This window comes from Streptomyces sp. RPT161 (assembly GCF_027533845.1).
GTDB lineage: Bacteria > Actinomycetota > Actinomycetes > Streptomycetales > Streptomycetaceae > Streptantibioticus_A > Streptantibioticus_A silvisoli_A.
Genome location: NZ_JAPZVN010000008.1, coordinates 122,183 through 141,175 on the forward strand (window position 1 = coordinate 122,183; position 18,993 = coordinate 141,175).

The window sequence follows — 18,993 nt, forward strand, 5'->3', positions numbered from 1 at the left end:
ATCGGTGGGCGTGCGGTCAGTCGCTGGTGACGCTGGTCGGCTCGTCCTCGTAGCGGCCGTCCAACGTGGCCACCAGGCCGGTCACCTGACGCGCGATGGCGGGGGCGGTGAGCCCGATCTCGGACATGACCTCCTTGCGGGAGGCGTGGTCGAGGAAGACCGGCGGAATGCCGAAGTCCCGCAGCGGCACGTCCACCTCGGCGTCCCGCAGCGCCTGCGAGACGGCCGAACCGACGCCTCCGGTACGGCAGTTGTCCTCCACGGTGACCACCACGCGGTGGCGTGCGGCGAGGGCGGGCAGTGCCTCGTCCACCGGCTTGACCCAGCGCGGGTCGACGACGGTGCTGGAGATGCCCTGGGCGTCGAGGAGTTCGGCGACCTCAAGGCACATCGGGGCGAGCGCGCCGACGGAGACGATGAGCACGTCCGGCTGCTCCTGCCCGACCGCCGGGTCGCGCAGCACGTCCATGCCGCCGATCCGGCCGACCGCCTGGACCGCGGGGCCCACGGCGCCCTTGGAGTAGCGCACCACGGTCGGCGCGTCATTGACCTCGACGGCCTCACGCAGCTGGGCGCGTACCTGGTCGGCGTCGCGCGGTGCGGCGAGCCGCAGCCCGGGTACGACCTGGAGGATCGACATGTCCCACATGCCGTGGTGGGAGGCGCCGTCCGGGCCGGTGACGCCGGAGCGGTCGAGGACGAAGGTCACCCCGCACCTGTGCAGCGCCACGTCCATCAGCACCTGGTCGAAGGCCCGGTTGAGGAAGGTCGCGTACAGCGCGAACACCGGGTGCAGCCCGCCGGTGGCCAGGCCCGCCGCCGACACCGCGCCGTGCTGCTCGGCGATGCCCACGTCGTAGACCCGGTCGGGGAACGCCTCGGCGAAGGGGGCGAGGCCGACCGGCTGGAGCATCGCCGCCGTGATGGCCACGATGTCCTCGCGCTCGTGACCGAGCTTGACCATCTCCTCGCCGAAGACCGACGTCCAGTCAGTGCCCGCGGCGGACACCGGCAGACCGGTGTCCGGGTGGATGACGCCGATGCCGTGGAAGCGGTCCGCCTCGTCCTGCTCGGCAGGCTTGTAGCCGCGCCCCTTCTCGGTGAGGCAGTGCACGATCACCGGGCCGCCGAAGCGCTTGGCGCGCTGCAGCGCGGACTCCAGGGCCTCCACGTTGTGGCCGTCGATCGGGCCGACGTACTTCAGCCCGAGGTCCTCGAACATGCCCTGCGGGGCGATGAAGTCCTTCAGCCCCTTCTTGGCGCCGTGCAGCGTCTCGTACAGCGGCTGGCCGATCAGCGGGGTGCGCTCCAGCAAGTCCTTGCCGCGGGCGAGGAAGCGCTCGTAGCCGTCGGTGGTGCGCAGCGTGGCGAGGTGGTTGGCCAGACCGCCGATGGTCGGCGCGTAGGAGCGCTCGTTGTCGTTGACGACGATGACCAGCGGGCGGTCCTTGGCGGCGGCGATGTTGTTGAGCGCCTCCCAGGCCATGCCGCCGGTGAGCGCTCCGTCGCCGATCACCGCGACGACGTGGTCCTTGCGGTCCAGCACCTGGTTGGCCTTGGCCAGGCCGTCGGCCCAGCCGAGCACCGTGGAGGCGTGCGAGTTCTCGATGACGTCGTGCTCGGACTCGGCGCGCGAGGGGTAGCCGGACAGGCCGCCCTTGTTGCGCAGCCTGGAGAAGTCCTGACGGCCGGTGAGCAGTTTGTGGACGTAGCTCTGATGGCCGGTGTCGAACAGCACCTTGTCCTTGGGCGAGTCGAAGACCCGGTGCAGCGCGATGGTCAGCTCCACCACGCCGAGGTTCGGCCCGAGGTGGCCGCCGGTCTTGGACACGGCCTCGACGAGGAAGGTCCGGATCTCGCCCGCCAGCTCCACCAGCTGCTCCTGGGTGAGCCGGTCGAGGTCGCGCGGTCCCTTGATACGGGATAGCAGGGCCACCCGTGCCTCCTTGTGCTGTCGAACCTGTCGAGCGTTGCCGGTCAGTCCGTCGAGTCTAATGTTCCGTCCTGAGCGAAGTCGGCCGGGCGATGCGATTCACGTCACCCGGGCGAACGCAACGGTACCCGGCGTGCCGTGGCACGCCGGGTACCCGGGGAGGGCGGACGCTAGGCCCGGCCGGACGCCTTCTGTGTCCTGCGCGACACCGAGTCGACCACCACGGCGGCCAGCAGCACCGCACCGGTGATCATGTATTGGATCGCGGTGTTCAGGTTGAGGATGTACATGCCCTGCTGGATCGAGACGATCACCAGCGCGCCCAGCAGCGCCGACCAGGTCTTGCCCCGGCCGCCGAACAGGCTGGTGCCGCCGATGACGGCCGCGGCGATCGCGTTCATCAGCGTGTTGCCGCCACCCTGGGTGGACTGGGCCGAGTTGACCTGGCCGGCCAGGAACATGCCGCCGACCGCGGCCATCGTGCCCGCCAGCATGAACACCGAGATCCGGATCCAGGCCACGTTGATGCCCGCCCGGCGGGCGGCCTCGATGCCACCGCCGACCGCGAAGATCTGCCGCCCGTAGGTGGTGCGGCGCAGCACCAGGTCGAGACCGATGACCACCGCCAGGAACAGCAGCAGGCACAGCGGCAGCCCGTCCGCCTGGTTGAGCACCACGGCGGCGGCGAACGAGACGATCGCCAGGAGCACCGTCTTGACGATGATGTCGGTCAGCGGACGGAACGGCACCCCGGCCTGCCGGCGGCGGTTGGCCTGCCACAGCGAGGAGCCGAGGTAGAGCAGCACCCCGATCAGCGCCAGACCGTAGGCGTAGGCGACGTCGGTGAAGGTGTAGTTGTAGAGGTTGTACAGCAGGCCGTTGGCCTTGAGGTTGATGGTGCCGTTCTTGCCGAGCACCCAGAGCATGGCGCCGTTCCACGCCAGGAAGCCGGCCAGCGTCACCACGAACGCCGGTACGCCCACCTTGGCGAAGAAGAAGCCCTGCAGCGCGCCGATCGCCGTGCCGGTGAGGATGCCCAGCACCAAGGCCAGCGGCTCGGGGAACCCGTGGTAGACGCTGAGCACGGCGAAGACCGCGCCGGCCAGACCGCTGACGTAGGACACCGACAGGTCGATCTCGCCCAGCAGCAGGACGAAGACGATCCCGACGGCGATCATGCCGGTGCCCACCACGTTGAACGCGATGGTGGACAGGTTGTTGGCCGACAGGAACGTGCTGTTCATTCCCTGGAAGACGCCCCAGATGAGGATCAGGGCGACGATCACCGGCATGGATCCCAGATCGCCGCTGTGCAGGCGGCGCTTGAACTCGGTGACATAGCCGGCGAGTCCCTGCTCGCGTATGAGCAGCCGTGGGTCGACCGCCACGATGGCGTCGGCGGCGGGGGGCGGCGCGGCGACCGCCGGTTCCTGCTCGGCGTCGTCCGCGACCGGGGGCTTGTGCAGATCGGAGTTGCTCACTTGTCCGCCTCCGCGGTGCGCGCCTTCCGGCGGGTCACGGCGTTGTCCGTGGCGCCGGTGATGGCGGAGATGATCTCTTCCTGGGTGGTTTCCCTTGCGGCGAAGACGCCGTTGTTGCGGCCCAGCCGCAGCACCGCGACCTGGTCCGCGACCGCCATGACGTCCACCATGTTGTGGCTGATCAGGATGACGGCCAGGCCGCGTTCGCGGAGCCGCTCGACCAGGTCGAGGACCTGGGCGGTCTGCTCCACGCCGAGGGCGGCGGTGGGCTCGTCCAGGATGACGACCTTGGGGTCGCCGATCAGGGAACGGGCTATGGCCACCGTCTGGCGCTGACCGCCGGAGAGCGAGGCGATCGGGATCCGCACGCTGGGGATGCGGATGGAAAGGGTGTTGAGGAGTTCGCGGGAGCGCTTCTCCATCTCCACCTCGTCGAGTACGCCGACCCTGCGGACCTCCCGGCCCAGGAACAGGTTCTGGACGACATCGAGGTTGTCGCACAGCGCCAGGTCCTGGTAGACGGTCGCGATGCCCAGTCCCTGGGCGTCATGCGGCCGGTTGATCGTCACGGGCCGGCCCTCCCACTCGATGACGCCTTCGTCGATCGGGTGAACTCCGGCGATCGTCTTCACCAGCGTCGACTTTCCGGCGCCGTTGTCGCCCACCAGGGCGACCACCTCACCGGCACGGACCTCCAATTCGACATCGGTGAGCGCCTGTACGGCACCGAACCGCTTGGAGATCCCGCGCAACGCCAGCACGGGCGTAGCGGACACGTGAACCATCTCCTTCGCCGCCTGGCCGGCGGGGGATGCCGCGCTGCGGTGGCAGACGCGGAATGCTGTGCGAGAAAAGTTTGGGAATGCCGCGCCGGAGAAAGCGAGGCCGTTTTCCGGGGAAGCCTCCCCGGGGATGTCCGGTGCGCTGTCCCGTTAGCGGGGTCTGTTTGCCGGGACAGCGCACCGGACGGCTGATATCAGCGGTCATCAACCGCTGACCGCGAGGAAAAAGGGCGGCTACTTCAGTCCCGCCTTGGCGCAGTCGGCCGCGTACTGACCGGAGCAAAGCTGGTTGACCGTGAACAGGCCGCCCGCGATCACCGTCTGCTGGATGTTCTTGTCGGTCAGGATCTGGGTCGGGATCAGCTTCGCCGGGATTCCCTTGTTGGTGGCGCTGGCCACCGTGGTGTCGGCCGCGGAGACCGGCTTGCCGGTGGCCACCTCGATCGCCATCTCGGCGGCGGCGTCCGCCTCGTCCTTGTACGGCTTGTAGATGGTGAACGCCTGGGTGCCCGCCAGCACCCGCTGGACGCCGTCGAGTTGCGCGTCCTGGCCGCCGACCGGCGGCAGCGGGTTGATGTGCGCGGACTGCAGGGCGGAGATGATACCGGCGGCCATGCCGTCGTTGGCCGAGTACACCGCGGCGATGTTGCTGCCGCCGATCCGGCTTATGGCGCCGGAGACCTCGTTGTTGGCGTTGTTGGCCAGCCAGCCGTTGGTGTCGAACTCGGCGGCGATCTTGACCTTTCCGTCCAGCACGCTGTGCGCACCGGCCTTGAACTGGGCGGCGTTGGGGTCGCCCTTGTCGCCGTTGACCATGACTATCTGGCTGCTCGGGCTGGCCTTGGAGCCCATGGCCTGGAGGAGCGCCTGGCCCTGCTGCTTGCCGACCTGGGTGTTGTCGAAGGAGGTGTAGGCGTCGATCGGCCCCTGGGCGAGCCGGTCGTACGCGACGATCTTCACGCCCTTGTCGTGCGCCTTCTGCACCGACGGCTGGATGGCCTTGTAGTCGACCGAGTCGAGAATGATGACCTTGTCGCCGTCATTGATGAGCGTGTCGACCTGCTGCTGCTGGGTATTGGCGTTCTGCGCGGCGTTTTCGTAATCGACCTGGCACTTGGGGCACAGTTGGTGCAGCTTCGCCTCGATCTTCGGTCGGTCGACCGACTCATACCGCGCGGTCTGGTTCTCCGGAAGCGCCAGACCGATACGGAATCCGTTGTTCACGTCGGCGGCGCTGGTTTTGCTGCCGCCCGCCTTGCCACACGCCGCCATGGACAACGCCATGGAAACGGCCGCCGTCGCGATGACTGCACGACGCAGAGTGGTGTTCACTGAGTACCTCCCTGACGGGGCCGCGACGTTGCGGCCGAGGTGGACGTGAGTCAACTCCCACCAAAGCTTGCCGTCAAGAAGTAAATAATTAACGAGATGACAACGACACGCCTCGTTATCTAGCTGAACGCGAGGGCGGCAGGCGCGGAATCCGGCAAAAGAGTTGAATCGCCCATTTCGCTGAGCACCAATGCCAGCGCGCCCAGCACTTCCGCCCGGGCCCCCAAAGCACCGGGAACCACCGCGAGTTGCCGGGCCGCGCTGGGAATGGCGTACCGGGCCACGGATTCCCTGATGGGCCCCAGCACCACCTCCCCGGCCTCGGCCAGCTCCCCGCCGAGCACCACACGGCTCGGGTTGAGCACGTTGCACAGGTTGGCCACGCCCATGCCGACGTGGCGGCCGACGTCGGCGATCACCCGGCGGCACCCGGGGTCGTCGTCCCGGGCCAGCCGTACCATCTTCGGCACCGTCAGATCCGGGCCGTGGCTGGCGCGCAGCAGGTCCAGCACGTACCGGGCGGCGGTGAAGGTCTCCAGGCAGCCGCGGTTGCCGCAGCGGCAGACCGGCCCGGACTCGTCCAGGGTGATGTGCCCTATCTCGCCCGCGGTGCCGCCCGGTCCCCGGTAGATCTGCCCGTTGATCACCAGGCCGGCGCCGACACCGCTGGCCACCTTGATGTAGGCCAGGTCCTTCACCCCGCGGCCAGCGCCCCAGACCAGCTCGCCGAGGGCGCCCAGGTTGGCGTCGTTGTCCACGTGCACCGGCATGCCGAGCCGCCCGGCCAGCTCCTCGCGCGGGTTGATGCCGCCCCACCCCGGCATGATCGCGGTGGACCCGAGGACACCGGTGGCCACGTCGATCGGCCCCGGCACGCCCAGGCCGACGCCGATCACCTTGTCGGCACCGATCCCGGTGGTCTCGATCAGCTGCGCCACCAGCCGTTCCGCCCGGTCGAAGCCCTGCGCCGCGGAGGCGTCCACATCGATCGGCTCGGTCTGCTCGGCGAGCACCTGGTGGGCCAGGTTGCCCACGGCGACCCGCAGATGGGAGTGGCCGAAGTCGACGCCGACCACGATTCCGGCGTCCCCTGACAGCGACACGCTGCGGGCCCGCCGACCGCCCGAGGAGGTCGGGGTGACCTGCACCGTTCCGTTGTCCCGCAGCTCGCGGACGATGTTGGAGACGGTGGCGGCGGACAGTCCCGTACCGCGGGCGATCTCCGCCTGGGTGAGCGAGCCCGCCAGCCGCACCGCGCGGACCACCCGCTCAAGATTGGCCCGGTGCAGCGAGGACTGCGATCCCGGAGTCTCCACGACCATCCACTCCCTGCCGTTCCTCCAACATATGAACTCTAAGCAGAGCCTCAGGGGTCATGCCCCGTCAAGGTATTGAGCGGCAGGAACCCCGGATGATCACACATCGTACGTGGGGCGACCGCACCCCCGGCTCGATGACCGACGGTACCGTCCCCGGCCGGCGCTACTTCAACGTGCCCGCCGTAAGTCCGGCCTGCACCTGCCGCTGGAAGGAGAGGTAGACCACCAGCACCGGCAGCATGGCGATGGTCATCCCGGCGAACAGCGCGGGCATGTCGCCGGCGTACCCCTGCTGGAGCGCCAGGTTGACCAGGCCCTGGGTGAGCATCGAGTGGTCCCGGTCGGAGCCGCTCTGCTTCTGCATCAGGGTCAGCGGCAGGATGTACTGGTTCCACTGCCCCAGCACGTTGAAGATCCCGACGCTCAGCAGCCCGGGCTTGGCGATCGGCAGCATCACCTGGAAGAAGGCCCGGGTGTGCGAGCAGCCGTCGATCATCGCGGCCTCGTGCACGGCCGTCGGCAGGGTGCGGAAGAACGAGTGCAGGAAGAAGACGGTGAACGGCAGCGAGTAGGCGACGTAGACCAGGATCAGACCCTGGTACGTGTTGAGCATGCCGAGGTTGCGCACCATGAAGAACAGCGGCACCAGCGCGAGGTAGACCGGGAACATCGCCCCGGCCACGAAGAGGTAGTACAGCACGCGGTTGCCCGGGAACTCGTAGCGGGCCAGCACGTACGCGGCCATGGAGCCGAACAGCATGGTGAGCGTCACCGAGAAGAACAGCACGATGACCGTGTTGAGGAAGAACCCGCCGATGCCCTTGTCCCAGGCCCGTACGAACACCTCGAACGACCAGTGCGTCGGCCAGGTCCAGGCGCTGCCGCCGATCTGCGCGTCGGTCTTGAACGAGCTCAGCACGATCCACGCCAGCGGCAGCACGATCATGACGGCCCACAGGGCGAGGAACCCGTGGGAGAAGACGTTCAGCACCCCGCCGCCCTCCGCGAACCGGGTCCGCGGGTCCGCCTTGCGCGGGCTCGGCGCGGGAGCCGGTTCCACCGGGGCCGGGGTGGGGTCCTTGATGGGTGTGCTCATGACGCGGTCCCCGCTCAGAACTCGATGCGCTCGCGGCGGGTGACCCGCAGCGCGACGGCGGACAGGATCAGGGTAAGGAAGAGGATCACCACGCCCATGGCGCAGGCGTAGCCGCTCTTGCCGAAGTACAGGAAGTTGCGCATCAGGTAGGTGGCCATCACCTCGCCGTGGTAGTCCGGCCCACCGCCGTAGGCCACGCCCGGGGTCAGCGTGGAGACCAGGGCGAAGGCGTCCATCGCGGCGATCGCCAGATAGACCCAGGCCGTCTGCACGCTGTCCCACAGCAGCGGGAGGGTGACCCGGAAGAAGGTCTGCACCCGCCCGGCGCCGTCCAGCAGCGCGGCCTCGTAGATCTCCCTGGGGATGGACTGCATGGCGGCCGAGAACAGCACCAGGTAGAAGCCGACCCCGGACCACACCAGGATGGCCAGGATGCACCACAGCACCAGATTCGGGTCGTTGAGCCATTCGATCGGATGCTGTGCGTCCTCCAGATGGAGTTTCAGGAGGATGCCGTTGAGCAGCCCGCCGCCGTCACTGCGGTAGACGGCCTCGAACAGCACCGCGAGGATCGCGATGGACAGCACCTGCGGGAAGAAGAAGACCACCTTGTAGACCGCCGCGCCGCGCACTCCCTGCACTCCCCCGGTGCCGCCGCGCCCGCCGACGTTGAGCATGAAGGCGAAGAACAGCGCCAGCAGGATGGTGACCACTGGCAGGAACACCAGCAGCAGCGCGTTGTGCAGCAGGGCCTGGCGGAAGACGCCGTCGGAGAACAGCGTGGTGTAGTTGCGCAAGCCCACGAAGTGCATCACGGTCGACTCGCCGGACCAGTCGGTGAGCGAGTAGCCGAAGGTCTGCAGGTACGGCCAGATCACCAGCAGCGCGTACAGCGCGACCGGCACGATGAGGAAGCCCACGATGAACGGGTACTTGCGGTGTCGCATAATTCCTGCCTGACGATCGAGAGGCCCGCCGTGGTGGCGGTACGTCCAGCGCGTACCGCCACCTTGTGCTGTCAGGAACCGTTCTTCTTCGCCTTCTGCGTCGCCGCCTTGACCCGCTTCAGCCATTCGGCGGGCTGGATGCGGTTCGCCATCAGCTCGCTGCTGGCGTTTCCCATGTCGACGTCGAGCGAGCTGGCGGTGTACAGGTACGTGGGGTTGAAGACGTTGGTCCCGGCCGCCTTCAGCGCGGCTACCGTGGACTTGGTGCCGGGGCGCAGTTGGACGTCCGGGCCGAGCGCGTCCTTGACCACGGTCAGCGAGTTGGCGGTCTGCGCGAAGGCGATCGCACCCGCCTTGCTGAGCATGACCCGCATGAACTCCATGCCGCCCGCCGCGTTCTTCGCCTTGGCGGGCACGATGTACGGCTCGTTGGCACCGCCACGGATCGCCTCGAACGGCATTTTGTCGCCGGGCAGCGACGGCATCGGCATGAAGGTCATCTCGAAGTCCGACGGGGTGGACTTCAGCTGCTCGTTCTCCAGCCAGGCGCCGCACGGGACGAAGGCGGCCCGGTACTGGTTCCAGGCGGTCTGCGCCTCGATGTGGGTCATGCCGTTGGTGCCGGGCAGCAGGTAGTTGTTGCTGACGATCTGGTAGACCGCCTCGATGGCGTTCTTCGCCGGGGCCTCGTCCCACACCGTCTCGTCGAGCCTGTCGACCCGGTTCAGGAAGTCCTGGCCGCCGTTCTTGATGGCCAGGTCCATGATGGCGACGTTGATGTAGTACGGGTACTTGCCCTGGTGCGCGAACGGCGCGATACCGGCCTTCTTGATCTCCGAGGAGAGCGACATGAAGTCGGCCCAGGTCCTGGGCTCGCTCCAGCCGTGCTGCCGGAACAGCTTTCCCGAGTACCACAGGCCGAAGACGGTGTAGACGTACTGGAGGGTGCAGAACGTGCCGCCGATGGTGCCCAGCTCGACGGTGCCCGGTTGCAGGGTGTCGCGGACCTTCTTGCCGGGATCGTCTATTGATGGCGCGTCAAGCAGCGGGGTGAGGTCGGCGAGCTGGCCGGCCTTCTGCAGGACGTCCAGTTTGATCTGGGCGTTGCCCGAGTCGTCCACCACGTCCGGCGGATTACCGCCGTTCAGCCTGGGCTGCAGGAGGCCGGTGATGTTCTGGGTGGGCGTATGGGTGACCTTCGCGTTGGGGAATTCCTTCGAATAGAGCTTCTCGAACCGCCTGGCGTAGTCGTCCCCGAATCCGCCTTTGAAGATGATGACTTCCAGGCCCGCGTTGTCCACCACGCCGAACGGGTTGGTCGCGGTCTTCTTTCCGGTCTCCTGCTTGCCGCCACCGCCGCTGGCGGCGCACGCGCTGAGCAGCCCACTGGCCGGAACGGCGGCGATTCCCAGCGCCGCGGCCCGTTTGATGAGGTCGCGGCGGTTGAGCCGGTTCGGCTCGATGGTGGATCCCATGCTCAAGTCCTCGCCTTCTTCAGGACTCAGGCGGTGCACCGGAACCCGCCGGCTACCGCTGTCGGTCGAAGCTGGGTCGTACGGTGAAGCTGGGCCGAAATCGAAAGGCCGTTGGACGCCGACAGGTATAGTCCACTTCCTGTGAGGCGGCAAGATCGAGCACAGTCCCGGACGGGAAGTTTCCCGAGTTGAGACCTGCCACTCCGTCGTCTCACAGGCTTGAAACATAAAACAGGGCCGCACTCCTGAAGTGGAGTGCGGCCCTGTCGGCCGTGTCGGGCACGTCGCGCCCGCCGGATCTACTTCCGGATCAGCGAGCGCAGCACGTACTGCATGATGCCGCCGTTGCGGTAGTAGTCGGCCTCACCGGGGGTGTCGATGCGGACGGTGGCGTCGAACTCGACACCGGTGTCCGTGGTGACCTTCACGGTGCCGGGGGTGCGGCCCTCGTTCAGCTCGGTCACACCGGAGATGGAGAAGGTCTCCTCACCGGTCAGGCCCAGCGACTCGGCCGAGGCGCCCGCCGGGTACTGCAGCGGGAGCACGCCCATGCCGATCAGGTTGGAGCGGTGGATGCGCTCGTAGGACTCGGCGATGACGGCCTTGACGCCCAGCAGCGCGGTGCCCTTGGCGGCCCAGTCACGGGACGAGCCGGAGCCGTACTCCTTGCCCGCCAGCACGACCAGCGGGATGCCCGCCGCCTGGTAGTTCTGCGACGCGTCGTAGATGAAGCCGACCGGAGCGTCCGGCTGGGTGAAGTCGCGGGTGAAGCCGCCCTCGGTGCCGGGCGCGATCTGGTTGCGCAGCCGGATGTTGGCGAACGTACCGCGGATCATCACCTCGTGGTTGCCGCGGCGCGAGCCGTACGAGTTGAAGTCCCGCTTGTCCACACCGTGCTCGGTGAGGTACTTGCCCGCCGGGGTGTCGGCCTTGATGGCACCGGCCGGGGAGATGTGGTCGGTGGTCACCGAGTCGCCCAGCTTGGCCAGCACCCGGGCACCGGCGATGTCCTCGACCGGGGCCGGGTCCATCGTCATGCCCTCGAAGTACGGGGGCTTGCGCACATAGGTGGACTCGGCGTCCCACTCGAAGGTGTTGCCGGTCGGGATGGGCAGCGCCTGCCACTGCGCGTCGCCCGCGAAGACGTCGGCGTAGTCCTGCGCGAACATCTCCTGGCCGATGGCGGAGGCGACGACCTCCTCGACCTCCTGCTCGGAGGGCCAGATGTCCTTCAGGAACACCGGGTGGCCCTCGTTGTCGGTGCCGAGCGCGTCCTTGGTGATGTCCACCTTCATCGAGCCCGCGATGGCGTACGCGACGACCAGCGGCGGGGACGCCAGGTAGTTCATCTTGACGTCCGGGTTGATCCGGCCCTCGAAGTTGCGGTTGCCCGACAGCACCGAGACCACGGCCAGGTCGTTGTCGTTGACCGCCTTGGAGACCTCCTCCGGCAGCGGGCCGGAGTTGCCGATGCAGGTGGTGCAGCCGTAGCCGACCAGGTTGAAGCCCAGCTTGTCCAGGTACGGGGTGAGCCCGGCGCGGTCGTAGTAGTCCATGACGACCTTGGAGCCCGGGGCCAGCGTGGTCTTGACCCACGGCTTGCGGGTCAGCCCCTTCTCCACCGCCTTCTTGGCCAGCAGCGCGGCGCCGACCATGACGTACGGGTTGGAGGTGTTGGTGCAGGAGGTGATCGCGGCGACCGTGACGGCGCCGTGGTCGATCTCGTAGGTCGCGCCGTCAGGGGCGGTGACCTGGGTCGGCTTGCTCGGCACGCCGTTGGAGACGGCCGGGGCGTCGGAGGCCGGGAAGGACTCCACGCCCGCCTCGTCGAGGTCGGCGACCGGCACGTAGTCGCGCACGTCCTGACCGAACTTCTCGGCGGCCTCGGCCAGCACGATGCGGTCCTGCGGGCGCTTGGGGCCGGCGATGGACGGCACGACGGTGCTCAGGTCCAGCTCGAGCTTCTCGGAGAAGTCCGGCTCGGCGGCCGGGTCGAGCCACAGGCCCTGCTCCTTGGCGTAGGCCTCGACCAGGGCGATCTGCTGCTCCGAACGGCCGGTCAGCTTCAGGTAGTTGATGGTCTCGGAGTCGATCGGGAAGATCGCGGCGGTGGAGCCGAACTCCGGGGACATGTTGCCGATGGTGGCGCGGTTGGCCAGCGGGATCGAGGAGACGCCCTGGCCGTAGAACTCCACGAACTTGCCGACCACGCCGTGCTTGCGCAGCATCTCGGTGATGGTCAGCACCAGGTCGGTGGCGGTGGTGCCGGTGGGCAGCTGGCCGGTGAGCTTGAAGCCGACGACCCGCGGGATCAGCATCGAGACCGGCTGGCCGAGCATCGCGGCCTCGGCCTCGATGCCGCCGACGCCCCAGCCCAGCACACCGAGGCCGTTGACCATGGTGGTGTGCGAGTCGGTGCCGACCAGGGTGTCGGGGTAGGCCTGGCCGTTGCGGACCATGACGGTGCGGGCCAGGTGCTCGATGTTGACCTGGTGGACGATGCCGGTGCCGGGCGGGACGACCTTGAACTCGTCGAACGCGGTCTGGCCCCAGCGCAGGAACTGGTAGCGCTCCTTGTTGCGGCCGTACTCCAACTCCACGTTCTGCGCGAAGGAGTCGGGGGTGCCGAAGCGGTCGGCGATCACCGAGTGGTCGATGACCAGCTCGGCCGGGGCGAGCGGGTTGATGCGGGACGGGTCGCCGCCCAGCTCCTTGACGGCCTCGCGCATGGTGGCGAGGTCGACGACGCACGGCACACCGGTGAAGTCCTGCATGATCACGCGGGCCGGCGTGAACTGGATCTCCTGGCTGGGCTGGGCGCTCGCGTCCCAGTCGCCCAGCGCACGGATGTGATCGGCGGTGATGTTCGCCCCGTCCTCGGTACGGAGCAGGTTTTCCAGCAGCACCTTCAGGCTGTACGGCAGACGGGCGGAGCCCTCGACCTTGTCCAGCCGGAAGATCTCGTACGACTCGTCGCCCACGCGCAGCGTGCTGCGGGCGTCGAAGCTGTTCGCCGACACGACAGTCTCCTTATGCATGTTTCGCGCGTACCACCGCATCCTGTCGCCGCGGTTCGAGGCCGATGCACTAAGGTGGGCCTAAGTTAGGTGAGCCTTACTAGCGCGGCAGCGGTACGCCCCTCGACAGATATCTCGATGTCGAGATAACACTAGTACATCACCGCCGCGCGGTCATGCCGTGGCCCCGACCGGCACCCGGCACGGGCTTTGGGCCATTCGCCGCACAGCAGGGCGCCACACCACCCCCCTGCCGAGCGGCATCTCATATCTGAGATAGCCTCTGCTCATGACTGACGACTACCTCGTACGTATCGGCAGGCTCATCCGTGACGCGCGGCAGCACCGCGGCTGGACCCAGTCGCAGCTCGCCGAGGCCCTGGGCACCAGCCAGAGCGCGGTCAACCGCATCGAGCGCGGGAACCAGAACATCAGCCTTGAGATGATTGCCCGAATCGGTGAGGCGCTGGACAGCGAGATCGTCTCACTCGGATACGCGGGCCCCATGCATCTGCGGGTGGTGGGCGGACGTCAGCTGTCCGGCGCGATCGACGTCAAGACCAGCAAGAACGCCTGTGTCGCGCTGCTGTGCGCCTCGCTGCTGAACGCCGGGCGCACGACGCTGCGCCGGGTGGCCCGGATCGAGGAGGTCTACCGGATCCTCGAAGTGCTGGGCAGCATCGGTGTGCGCACCCGCTGGATCAACGGCGGCAACGACCTGGAGATCGTGCCTCCCGCCGAGCTCGACCTGGACTCGATGGACACCGAGGCGGCGCGCCGCACCCGCAGCGTGATCATGTTCCTCGGCCCGCTGATGCACCGCACCGACCAGTTCCGGATCCCGTACGCGGGCGGCTGCGACCTGGGCACCCGCACCGTGCATCCGCATATGGCGGCGCTGCGGCACTTCGGACTGGACGTCACGGCCACCTCCGGCTCGTACCACGCCCAGGTCGACCCCTCACGCTCCCTCAGCCGGCCCATCGTGCTGACCGAGCGCGGCGACACGGTGACCGAGAACGCGCTGCTGGCCGCCGCTCGCCACGACGGTGTCACGGTGATCCGCAACGCCAGCTCCAACTACATGGTCCAGGACCTGTGCTTCTTCCTTGAGCAGTTGGGCGTGAAGGTCGAGGGCATCGGCACCACCACGCTCACCGTGCACGGCGTGCCGCACATCGACCGCGACGTGGACTACGCGCCGTCGGAGGACCCGGTCGAGGCGATGAGCCTGATCGCCGCCGCCGTGGTCACCTCCTCGGAGCTGACCATCCGCCGGGTGCCGATCGAGTTCCTGGAGATCGAGCTCGCGGTACTCGAGGAGATGGGCCTGGACCACGAGCGCAGCCCGGAGTACCCGGCGGACAACGGCCGCACCCGGCTGATCGACCTCACCGTACGGCCGTCGAAGCTGCGGGCGCCGCTGGACAAGATCCACCCGATGCCGTTCCCCGGCCTCAACATCGACAACGTGCCGTTCTTCGCGGCGATCGCGGCCACCGCCCAGGGCTCCACGCTGATCCACGACTGGGTGTACGACAACCGCGCGATCTACCTGACCGAGCTGACCCGGCTCGGCGCGAGCGTCAAACTCCTGGACCCGCACCGGGTGTTGGTCGAGGGCCCGACCCGCTGGCGCTCGGCGGAGATGATGTGCCCGCCCGCGCTGCGGCCCGCGGTGGTGGTGCTGCTGGCGATGCTGGCGGCGGAGGGCACCTCGGTGCTGCGCAACGTCTATGTCATCAACCGCGGTTACGAGGAGCTGGCCGAGCGGCTGAACTCCATCGGCGCCCAGATCGAGACGTTCCGCGACATCTGACAGGGGGCGGGTGGGTGGGGAGGGTCCCTGGCAGCCCCACCCACCCGCATCCGCCTATCTCGGCTCACCGGTACAACTCCCGCGCGATGATGGACCGCTGCACCTCGGTCGCCCCCTCATAGATCCGCGGCGCCCGCACCTCGCGATAGAGGTGCTCCAGCAGATGCCCCGCGCGCAGCGCACCGGCCCCGTGCAGTTGGACGGCGGCGTCCACCACGTACTGCGCGGTCTCAGTGGCGAACAGCTTGGCCATCGCCGACCGCTTGGCGATGTCGGGGGCCCCGGCGTCGTACGCCTCCGCGGCGGCCAGCACCAGCAGCCGCGCCGCCTCGGTGCGGGTGGCCATCTCGGCCAGGGTGTGGCCCACGGCCTGCAGGTCCTTCAACGGCCCGCCGAACGCCGTGCGTTGACCGGCGTGATGGACGGCGGCGTCGAGCGCCGCCCCCGCCATGCCGACCGCGAACGCGCCGACGCTCGGCCTGAACAGGTTCAGCGTCTCCATGGCGACCCGGAAGCCGCGCTCCGGTTCGCCCAGCAGATCGTCCGGACCGACCGGCACCCCGTCGAAGCTCAGGCTGCCGATGGGGTGCGGGGAGAGCATCCGGATCGGCTCGCCGGTAAGTCCAGGGCGGTCGGCCGGGACGAGGAAGGCGGTCACGCCGCGCGCCCCGGCATCCGGTGCGGTACGGGCGAAGACCGTGTAGAAGTCGGCTTCCGGCGCGTTGGAGATCCAGCGCTTGGTACCGGTCAGCCGCCACCCGGCGCCGTCCGGCTCGGCCCGCAGCCGCAGCGCCGCGGCGTCGGACCCCGCGTCCGGCTCGGTCAGCGCGAAGGCGGCCACCGCACGGCCCGAGGCCACCAGCGGGATCCAGCGCCGCGCCAACTGCGGTGCGCGCAGCACCGGATGGGCGCCGAGGCCCTGGAGCGCCAGCGCGGTCTCCGCCTCGGTGCACTCGCGGGCCAGCGACTCGCGCAGCAGGCACAGGTCCAGGGCGCGGGGCCGGCCGTCCACCGGGAACAGCCGCTCCAGCATTCCCAGACGGGCGAGTTCGGCGAGCAGCGGCCGGTTGACCCGGCCGGGCTCGCCCGCCTCGGCGAGCGGACGCAGCCGGGTGGCCGCCTGCTCGCGGACGCGCTCACACCACGCCTGCTGTTCGGGATCGAGTGCGAACACCGGCACCGGGCTGCCTCCTCGTTTCGCGGTCTGACGGAACCCAACGCGTTGCTTATCGCGGTCTGTTGACTGTCGTCACCATCACGTTACGCTGATTCGGCAATCGCACGGCCGGATTCCCACCCTTGCCCGGACCGTCGCAAAGGGGCGACCCACGATGGACCTGCTGCCCTCCGCACATCTGGACACCTTCGCGCGCGACCACCTGCCGCCGCCGGAACAGTGGCCGGGTCTGCTGCTCGACGCACCACTGCCGCGGTACCCGGACCGGCTCAACTGCGGTACGGAACTGCTGGACGCCAGCGCCGAACGCTTCGGCCCCGACCGCCCCTGCCTGCGCATGCCGGGCGGCGAGGTGTGGAGCTACGAGGAGCTGCGGGCGGCCTCCGACCGCGTGGCACGGGTGCTGGTGGAGGACCTGGGGGTGGTCCCGGGGAACCGGGTGCTGCTCCGGGGACCCAACTCGCCCTGGCTGGTGGCCTGTTGGTTCGCGGTGATGAAGGCCGGCGCGGTCGCGGTGACCGTGCTGGCCGCGCACCGCCCCCGGGAGCTGGCGGTGATCTGCCGGATCGCCCGGGTACGGCACGCGCTGTGTGACATCCGGTCACTCGACGACCTGGAGAAGGCCGAGGTGCCGGGGCTGCGCACGGCGGCGTTCGGCGGCGAGCGGCCGGGGGACCTGACGCGGCTCGCCCAGCGTAAGCCGGATCGTTTCCCCGCGGTCGCCACCTCGGCGGACGACGTGGCGCTGATCGCCTTCACCTCGGGGACGACCGGAATGCCGAAGGGGTGCATGCACTTCCACCGGGATGTCCTGGCCATCGCCGACACCTTCTCCGCGCTGGTGCTGCGGCCGGAGAAGTCCGATGTCTTCGCCGGAAGCCCGCCGTTGGGGTTCACCTTCGGGCTCGGCGGCCTGGTGGTCTTCCCGCTGCGCGCCGGGGCGTCCACGCTGCTGCTCGAACGGGCCGGTGCCGAGACGCTGCTGGAGGCGGTGACCCGGCACCGGGTGAGCGTGCTGTTCACCGCGCCGACGGCGTACCGCGCCATGCTGGGCGCGCTGGAGGGCGGCGGATACGACATCTCCTCGCTGCGGCGGTGCGTTTCGGCCGGGGAGAACCTGTCGGCGGACACCTGGCAGGCGTGGCACGAGCGCACCGGCATCGAGATCATCAACGGCATCGGCGCCACCGAGATGCTGCACATCTTCATCTCCGCGGCCGACGGTGCGATCCGGCCGGGCACCACCGGGGTGCCGGTCCCCGGCTACCAGGCGCGGGTCGTCGACGAGTCGGGCGGCGAACTACCGGACGGAGAGCCGGGGTTGCTGGCGGTACGCGGCCCGACCGGCTGCCGGTACCTGGCCGACGAGCGGCAGCGCGACTACGTACGCGACGGCTGGAACATCACCGGCGACACCTATGTGCGCGACGCGGACGGCTACTTCACCTACGTGGCACGCGCCGACGACATGATCATCTCGGCCGGGCACAACATCGCCGCGCCGGAGGTCGAGGAGGCCCTGTCCCGCCATCCGGCCGTGCGCGAGGTGGCGGTGATCGGCGTCCCCGACCCGGACCGCGGGCGGATCACCAAGGCGTACGTGGTGCTGCGCGACGGGGTGCCGCGGGACGAGCGGACGGTGCGGGCGCTGCGGGAGTTCGCCAAGGGCGAGATGGTGCCGTACAAGTGCCCGCGCGAGGTCGCGTTCCTGGACGCGCTGCCGCGTACCCCCACGGGCAAGCTGCAACGCTTCCGGCTGCGCGACCTAGAGTGATCGCGTGGAAGGGCAACGTACCGAGGGGCATACGCCGAGTTCGCTGATCCTGACGTTCTTCGGGGCGTACGGCCGGGCGGAGTGCGCGGGACGGGTGGCGGTCGCCGCGCTGATCCGGCTGCTGGGCGCCGCGGACGTCGACCCGCAGTCGGTGCGCTCGGCGGTCTCCCGGCTCAAGCGGCGCGAACTGCTGGTCGCCGACCGGGTGGGCGCGGCGGCGGCCTACCGGCTCTCGGCGGACGCCACCGAGCTGCTGGCGGACGGCGACCGCCGGATCTACCGGCACCCCCCGGCCGCGGGCGCGGACGGCTGGGTGCTGGTGGTCTTCTCGGTCCCGGAGACCGAACGCCGAAAGCGCCATCTGCTGCGCTCACGGCTGTCCCGCCTGGGCTTCGGCACGGCCGCCCCCGGTGTGTGGATCGCCCCCGCGCAACTCTACGAGGAGGCCCGGCACACCCTGGACCGGCTCGGCCTGGCCGGCTACGCCGACCTGTTCCGCGGCGACCACCTGGGCTTCGAGCCCACACGGGAGTCGGTCAGCCGCTGGTGGGACCTGGACGCCATCGCCGCGCTGCACCGGGCGTTCCTGGCCGAGCAGGAGCCGGTACTGGCCGCCTGGTCCCGCCGCGCCTGCGTACCGCCGCAGGACGCCTTCCGCGACTACCTACGGGTGCTGGACTCGTGGCGCCGTCTGCCGTACGCGGATCCCGGCCTCCCGGCCGAACTGCTCCCCGCGGACTGGCCCGGCGGCCGGGCCGCGGAGGTGTTCTCGGCGTTGCACGAGCGGCTGCGCGAGCCGGGCGCGCAGTTCGTACGGGCGGTTCATCGGATGCCGTGACCG

The 18,993-nt window shown here is 69.1% G+C and carries 13 protein-coding genes; 3 read left to right on the plus strand and 10 right to left on the minus strand.

The window, feature by feature from the left end; genetic code table 11:
- Positions 1-16 precede the first annotated feature (16 nt).
- The 9 genes from dxs to acnA all read right to left on the minus strand — a co-directional run bounded on the left by dxs (position 17) and on the right by acnA (position 13,385).
- A complete protein-coding gene (gene dxs / locus O5O46_RS18180) occupies positions 17-1,936 on the minus strand; it encodes a 1-deoxy-D-xylulose-5-phosphate synthase (protein WP_269856523.1) in 1,920 nt (639 codons plus the stop codon).
- A gap of 167 nt (positions 1,937-2,103) precedes the next feature.
- Positions 2,104-3,414, minus strand: a complete 1,311-nt coding sequence (locus tag O5O46_RS18185; protein WP_391858246.1) for a sugar ABC transporter permease — start codon at positions 3,412-3,414, stop codon at positions 2,104-2,106.
- The gene (locus O5O46_RS18190; protein WP_269856524.1) at positions 3,411-4,199 is read right to left on the minus strand and encodes an ATP-binding cassette domain-containing protein; all 789 of its coding nucleotides are present in this window, start codon (positions 4,197-4,199) and stop codon (positions 3,411-3,413) included. The genes O5O46_RS18185 and O5O46_RS18190 overlap by 4 nt, the downstream gene beginning before the upstream one ends.
- Before the next feature lie 231 nt (positions 4,200-4,430).
- Positions 4,431-5,528: a substrate-binding domain-containing protein gene (locus tag O5O46_RS18195; RefSeq protein WP_269856525.1), complete on the minus strand. Its 1,098-nt coding sequence runs from the start codon at positions 5,526-5,528 to the stop codon at positions 4,431-4,433.
- 119 nt (positions 5,529-5,647) lie between these two features.
- The gene (locus O5O46_RS18200; protein ID WP_269856526.1) at positions 5,648-6,844 is read right to left on the minus strand and encodes an ROK family transcriptional regulator; all 1,197 of its coding nucleotides are present in this window, start codon (positions 6,842-6,844) and stop codon (positions 5,648-5,650) included.
- Positions 6,845-7,010: 166 nt separating this feature from the next.
- On the minus strand, positions 7,011-7,943 hold the full coding sequence (locus O5O46_RS18205) for a carbohydrate ABC transporter permease (RefSeq protein WP_269856527.1): 933 nt from the start codon (positions 7,941-7,943) through the stop codon (positions 7,011-7,013).
- A 14-nt stretch (positions 7,944-7,957) separates the two neighbouring features.
- The gene (locus tag O5O46_RS18210) at positions 7,958-8,890 is read right to left on the minus strand and encodes a carbohydrate ABC transporter permease (RefSeq protein ID WP_269856528.1); all 933 of its coding nucleotides are present in this window, start codon (positions 8,888-8,890) and stop codon (positions 7,958-7,960) included.
- Positions 8,891-8,961: 71 nt separating this feature from the next.
- Positions 8,962-10,365, minus strand: a complete 1,404-nt coding sequence (gene ngcE / locus O5O46_RS18215) for an N-acetylglucosamine/diacetylchitobiose ABC transporter substrate-binding protein (RefSeq protein ID WP_269856529.1) — start codon at positions 10,363-10,365, stop codon at positions 8,962-8,964.
- Between the two features lie 299 nt (positions 10,366-10,664).
- Positions 10,665-13,385 (minus strand): aconitate hydratase AcnA, encoded by a 2,721-nt coding sequence (acnA, locus tag O5O46_RS18220; RefSeq protein WP_269856530.1) that lies wholly within the window; start codon positions 13,383-13,385, stop codon positions 10,665-10,667.
- Between the two features lie 286 nt (positions 13,386-13,671).
- Between acnA and O5O46_RS18225 the strand changes: the two genes are divergently transcribed.
- Positions 13,672-15,201, plus strand: a complete 1,530-nt coding sequence (locus tag O5O46_RS18225; RefSeq protein WP_269856531.1) for a helix-turn-helix domain-containing protein — start codon at positions 13,672-13,674, stop codon at positions 15,199-15,201.
- A gap of 64 nt (positions 15,202-15,265) precedes the next feature.
- Here O5O46_RS18225 and O5O46_RS18230 read toward each other — a convergent pair whose 3' ends face one another.
- Positions 15,266-16,381 (minus strand): acyl-CoA dehydrogenase family protein, encoded by a 1,116-nt coding sequence (locus O5O46_RS18230; protein WP_269856532.1) that lies wholly within the window; start codon positions 16,379-16,381, stop codon positions 15,266-15,268.
- 151 nt (positions 16,382-16,532) lie between these two features.
- On the opposite strand from O5O46_RS18230, the gene O5O46_RS18235 reads away from it, so the two are divergent.
- Both O5O46_RS18235 and O5O46_RS18240 read left to right on the plus strand, forming a co-directional pair.
- Complete coding sequence (locus O5O46_RS18235) at positions 16,533-18,152, plus strand: AMP-binding protein (protein ID WP_269856533.1); 1,620 nt, start codon at positions 16,533-16,535, stop codon at positions 18,150-18,152.
- 4 nt (positions 18,153-18,156) lie between these two features.
- Positions 18,157-18,990, plus strand: coding sequence for a PaaX family transcriptional regulator (locus O5O46_RS18240; RefSeq protein ID WP_269856534.1), 834 nt, complete (start codon positions 18,157-18,159; stop codon positions 18,988-18,990).
- Positions 18,991-18,993 lie beyond the last annotated feature (3 nt).

What these genes read in the sequence shown, in the direction of transcription:
- O5O46_RS18205 (WP_269856527.1), bottom strand. Translation starts at nt 7,943, where the DNA reads ATGAGCACACCCATCAAGGACCCCACCCCGGCCCCGGTGGAACCGGCT.
- O5O46_RS18225 (WP_269856531.1), top strand. Translation starts at nt 13,672, where the DNA reads ATGACTGACGACTACCTCGTACGTATCGGCAGGCTCATCCGTGACGCG.
- O5O46_RS18235 (WP_269856533.1), top strand. Translation starts at nt 16,533, where the DNA reads ATGGACCTGCTGCCCTCCGCACATCTGGACACCTTCGCGCGCGACCAC.
- O5O46_RS18190 (WP_269856524.1), bottom strand. Translation starts at nt 4,199, where the DNA reads ATGGTTCACGTGTCCGCTACGCCCGTGCTGGCGTTGCGCGGGATCTCC.
- ngcE (WP_269856529.1), bottom strand. Translation starts at nt 10,365, where the DNA reads ATGGGATCCACCATCGAGCCGAACCGGCTCAACCGCCGCGACCTCATC.
- O5O46_RS18210 (WP_269856528.1), bottom strand. Translation starts at nt 8,890, where the DNA reads ATGCGACACCGCAAGTACCCGTTCATCGTGGGCTTCCTCATCGTGCCG.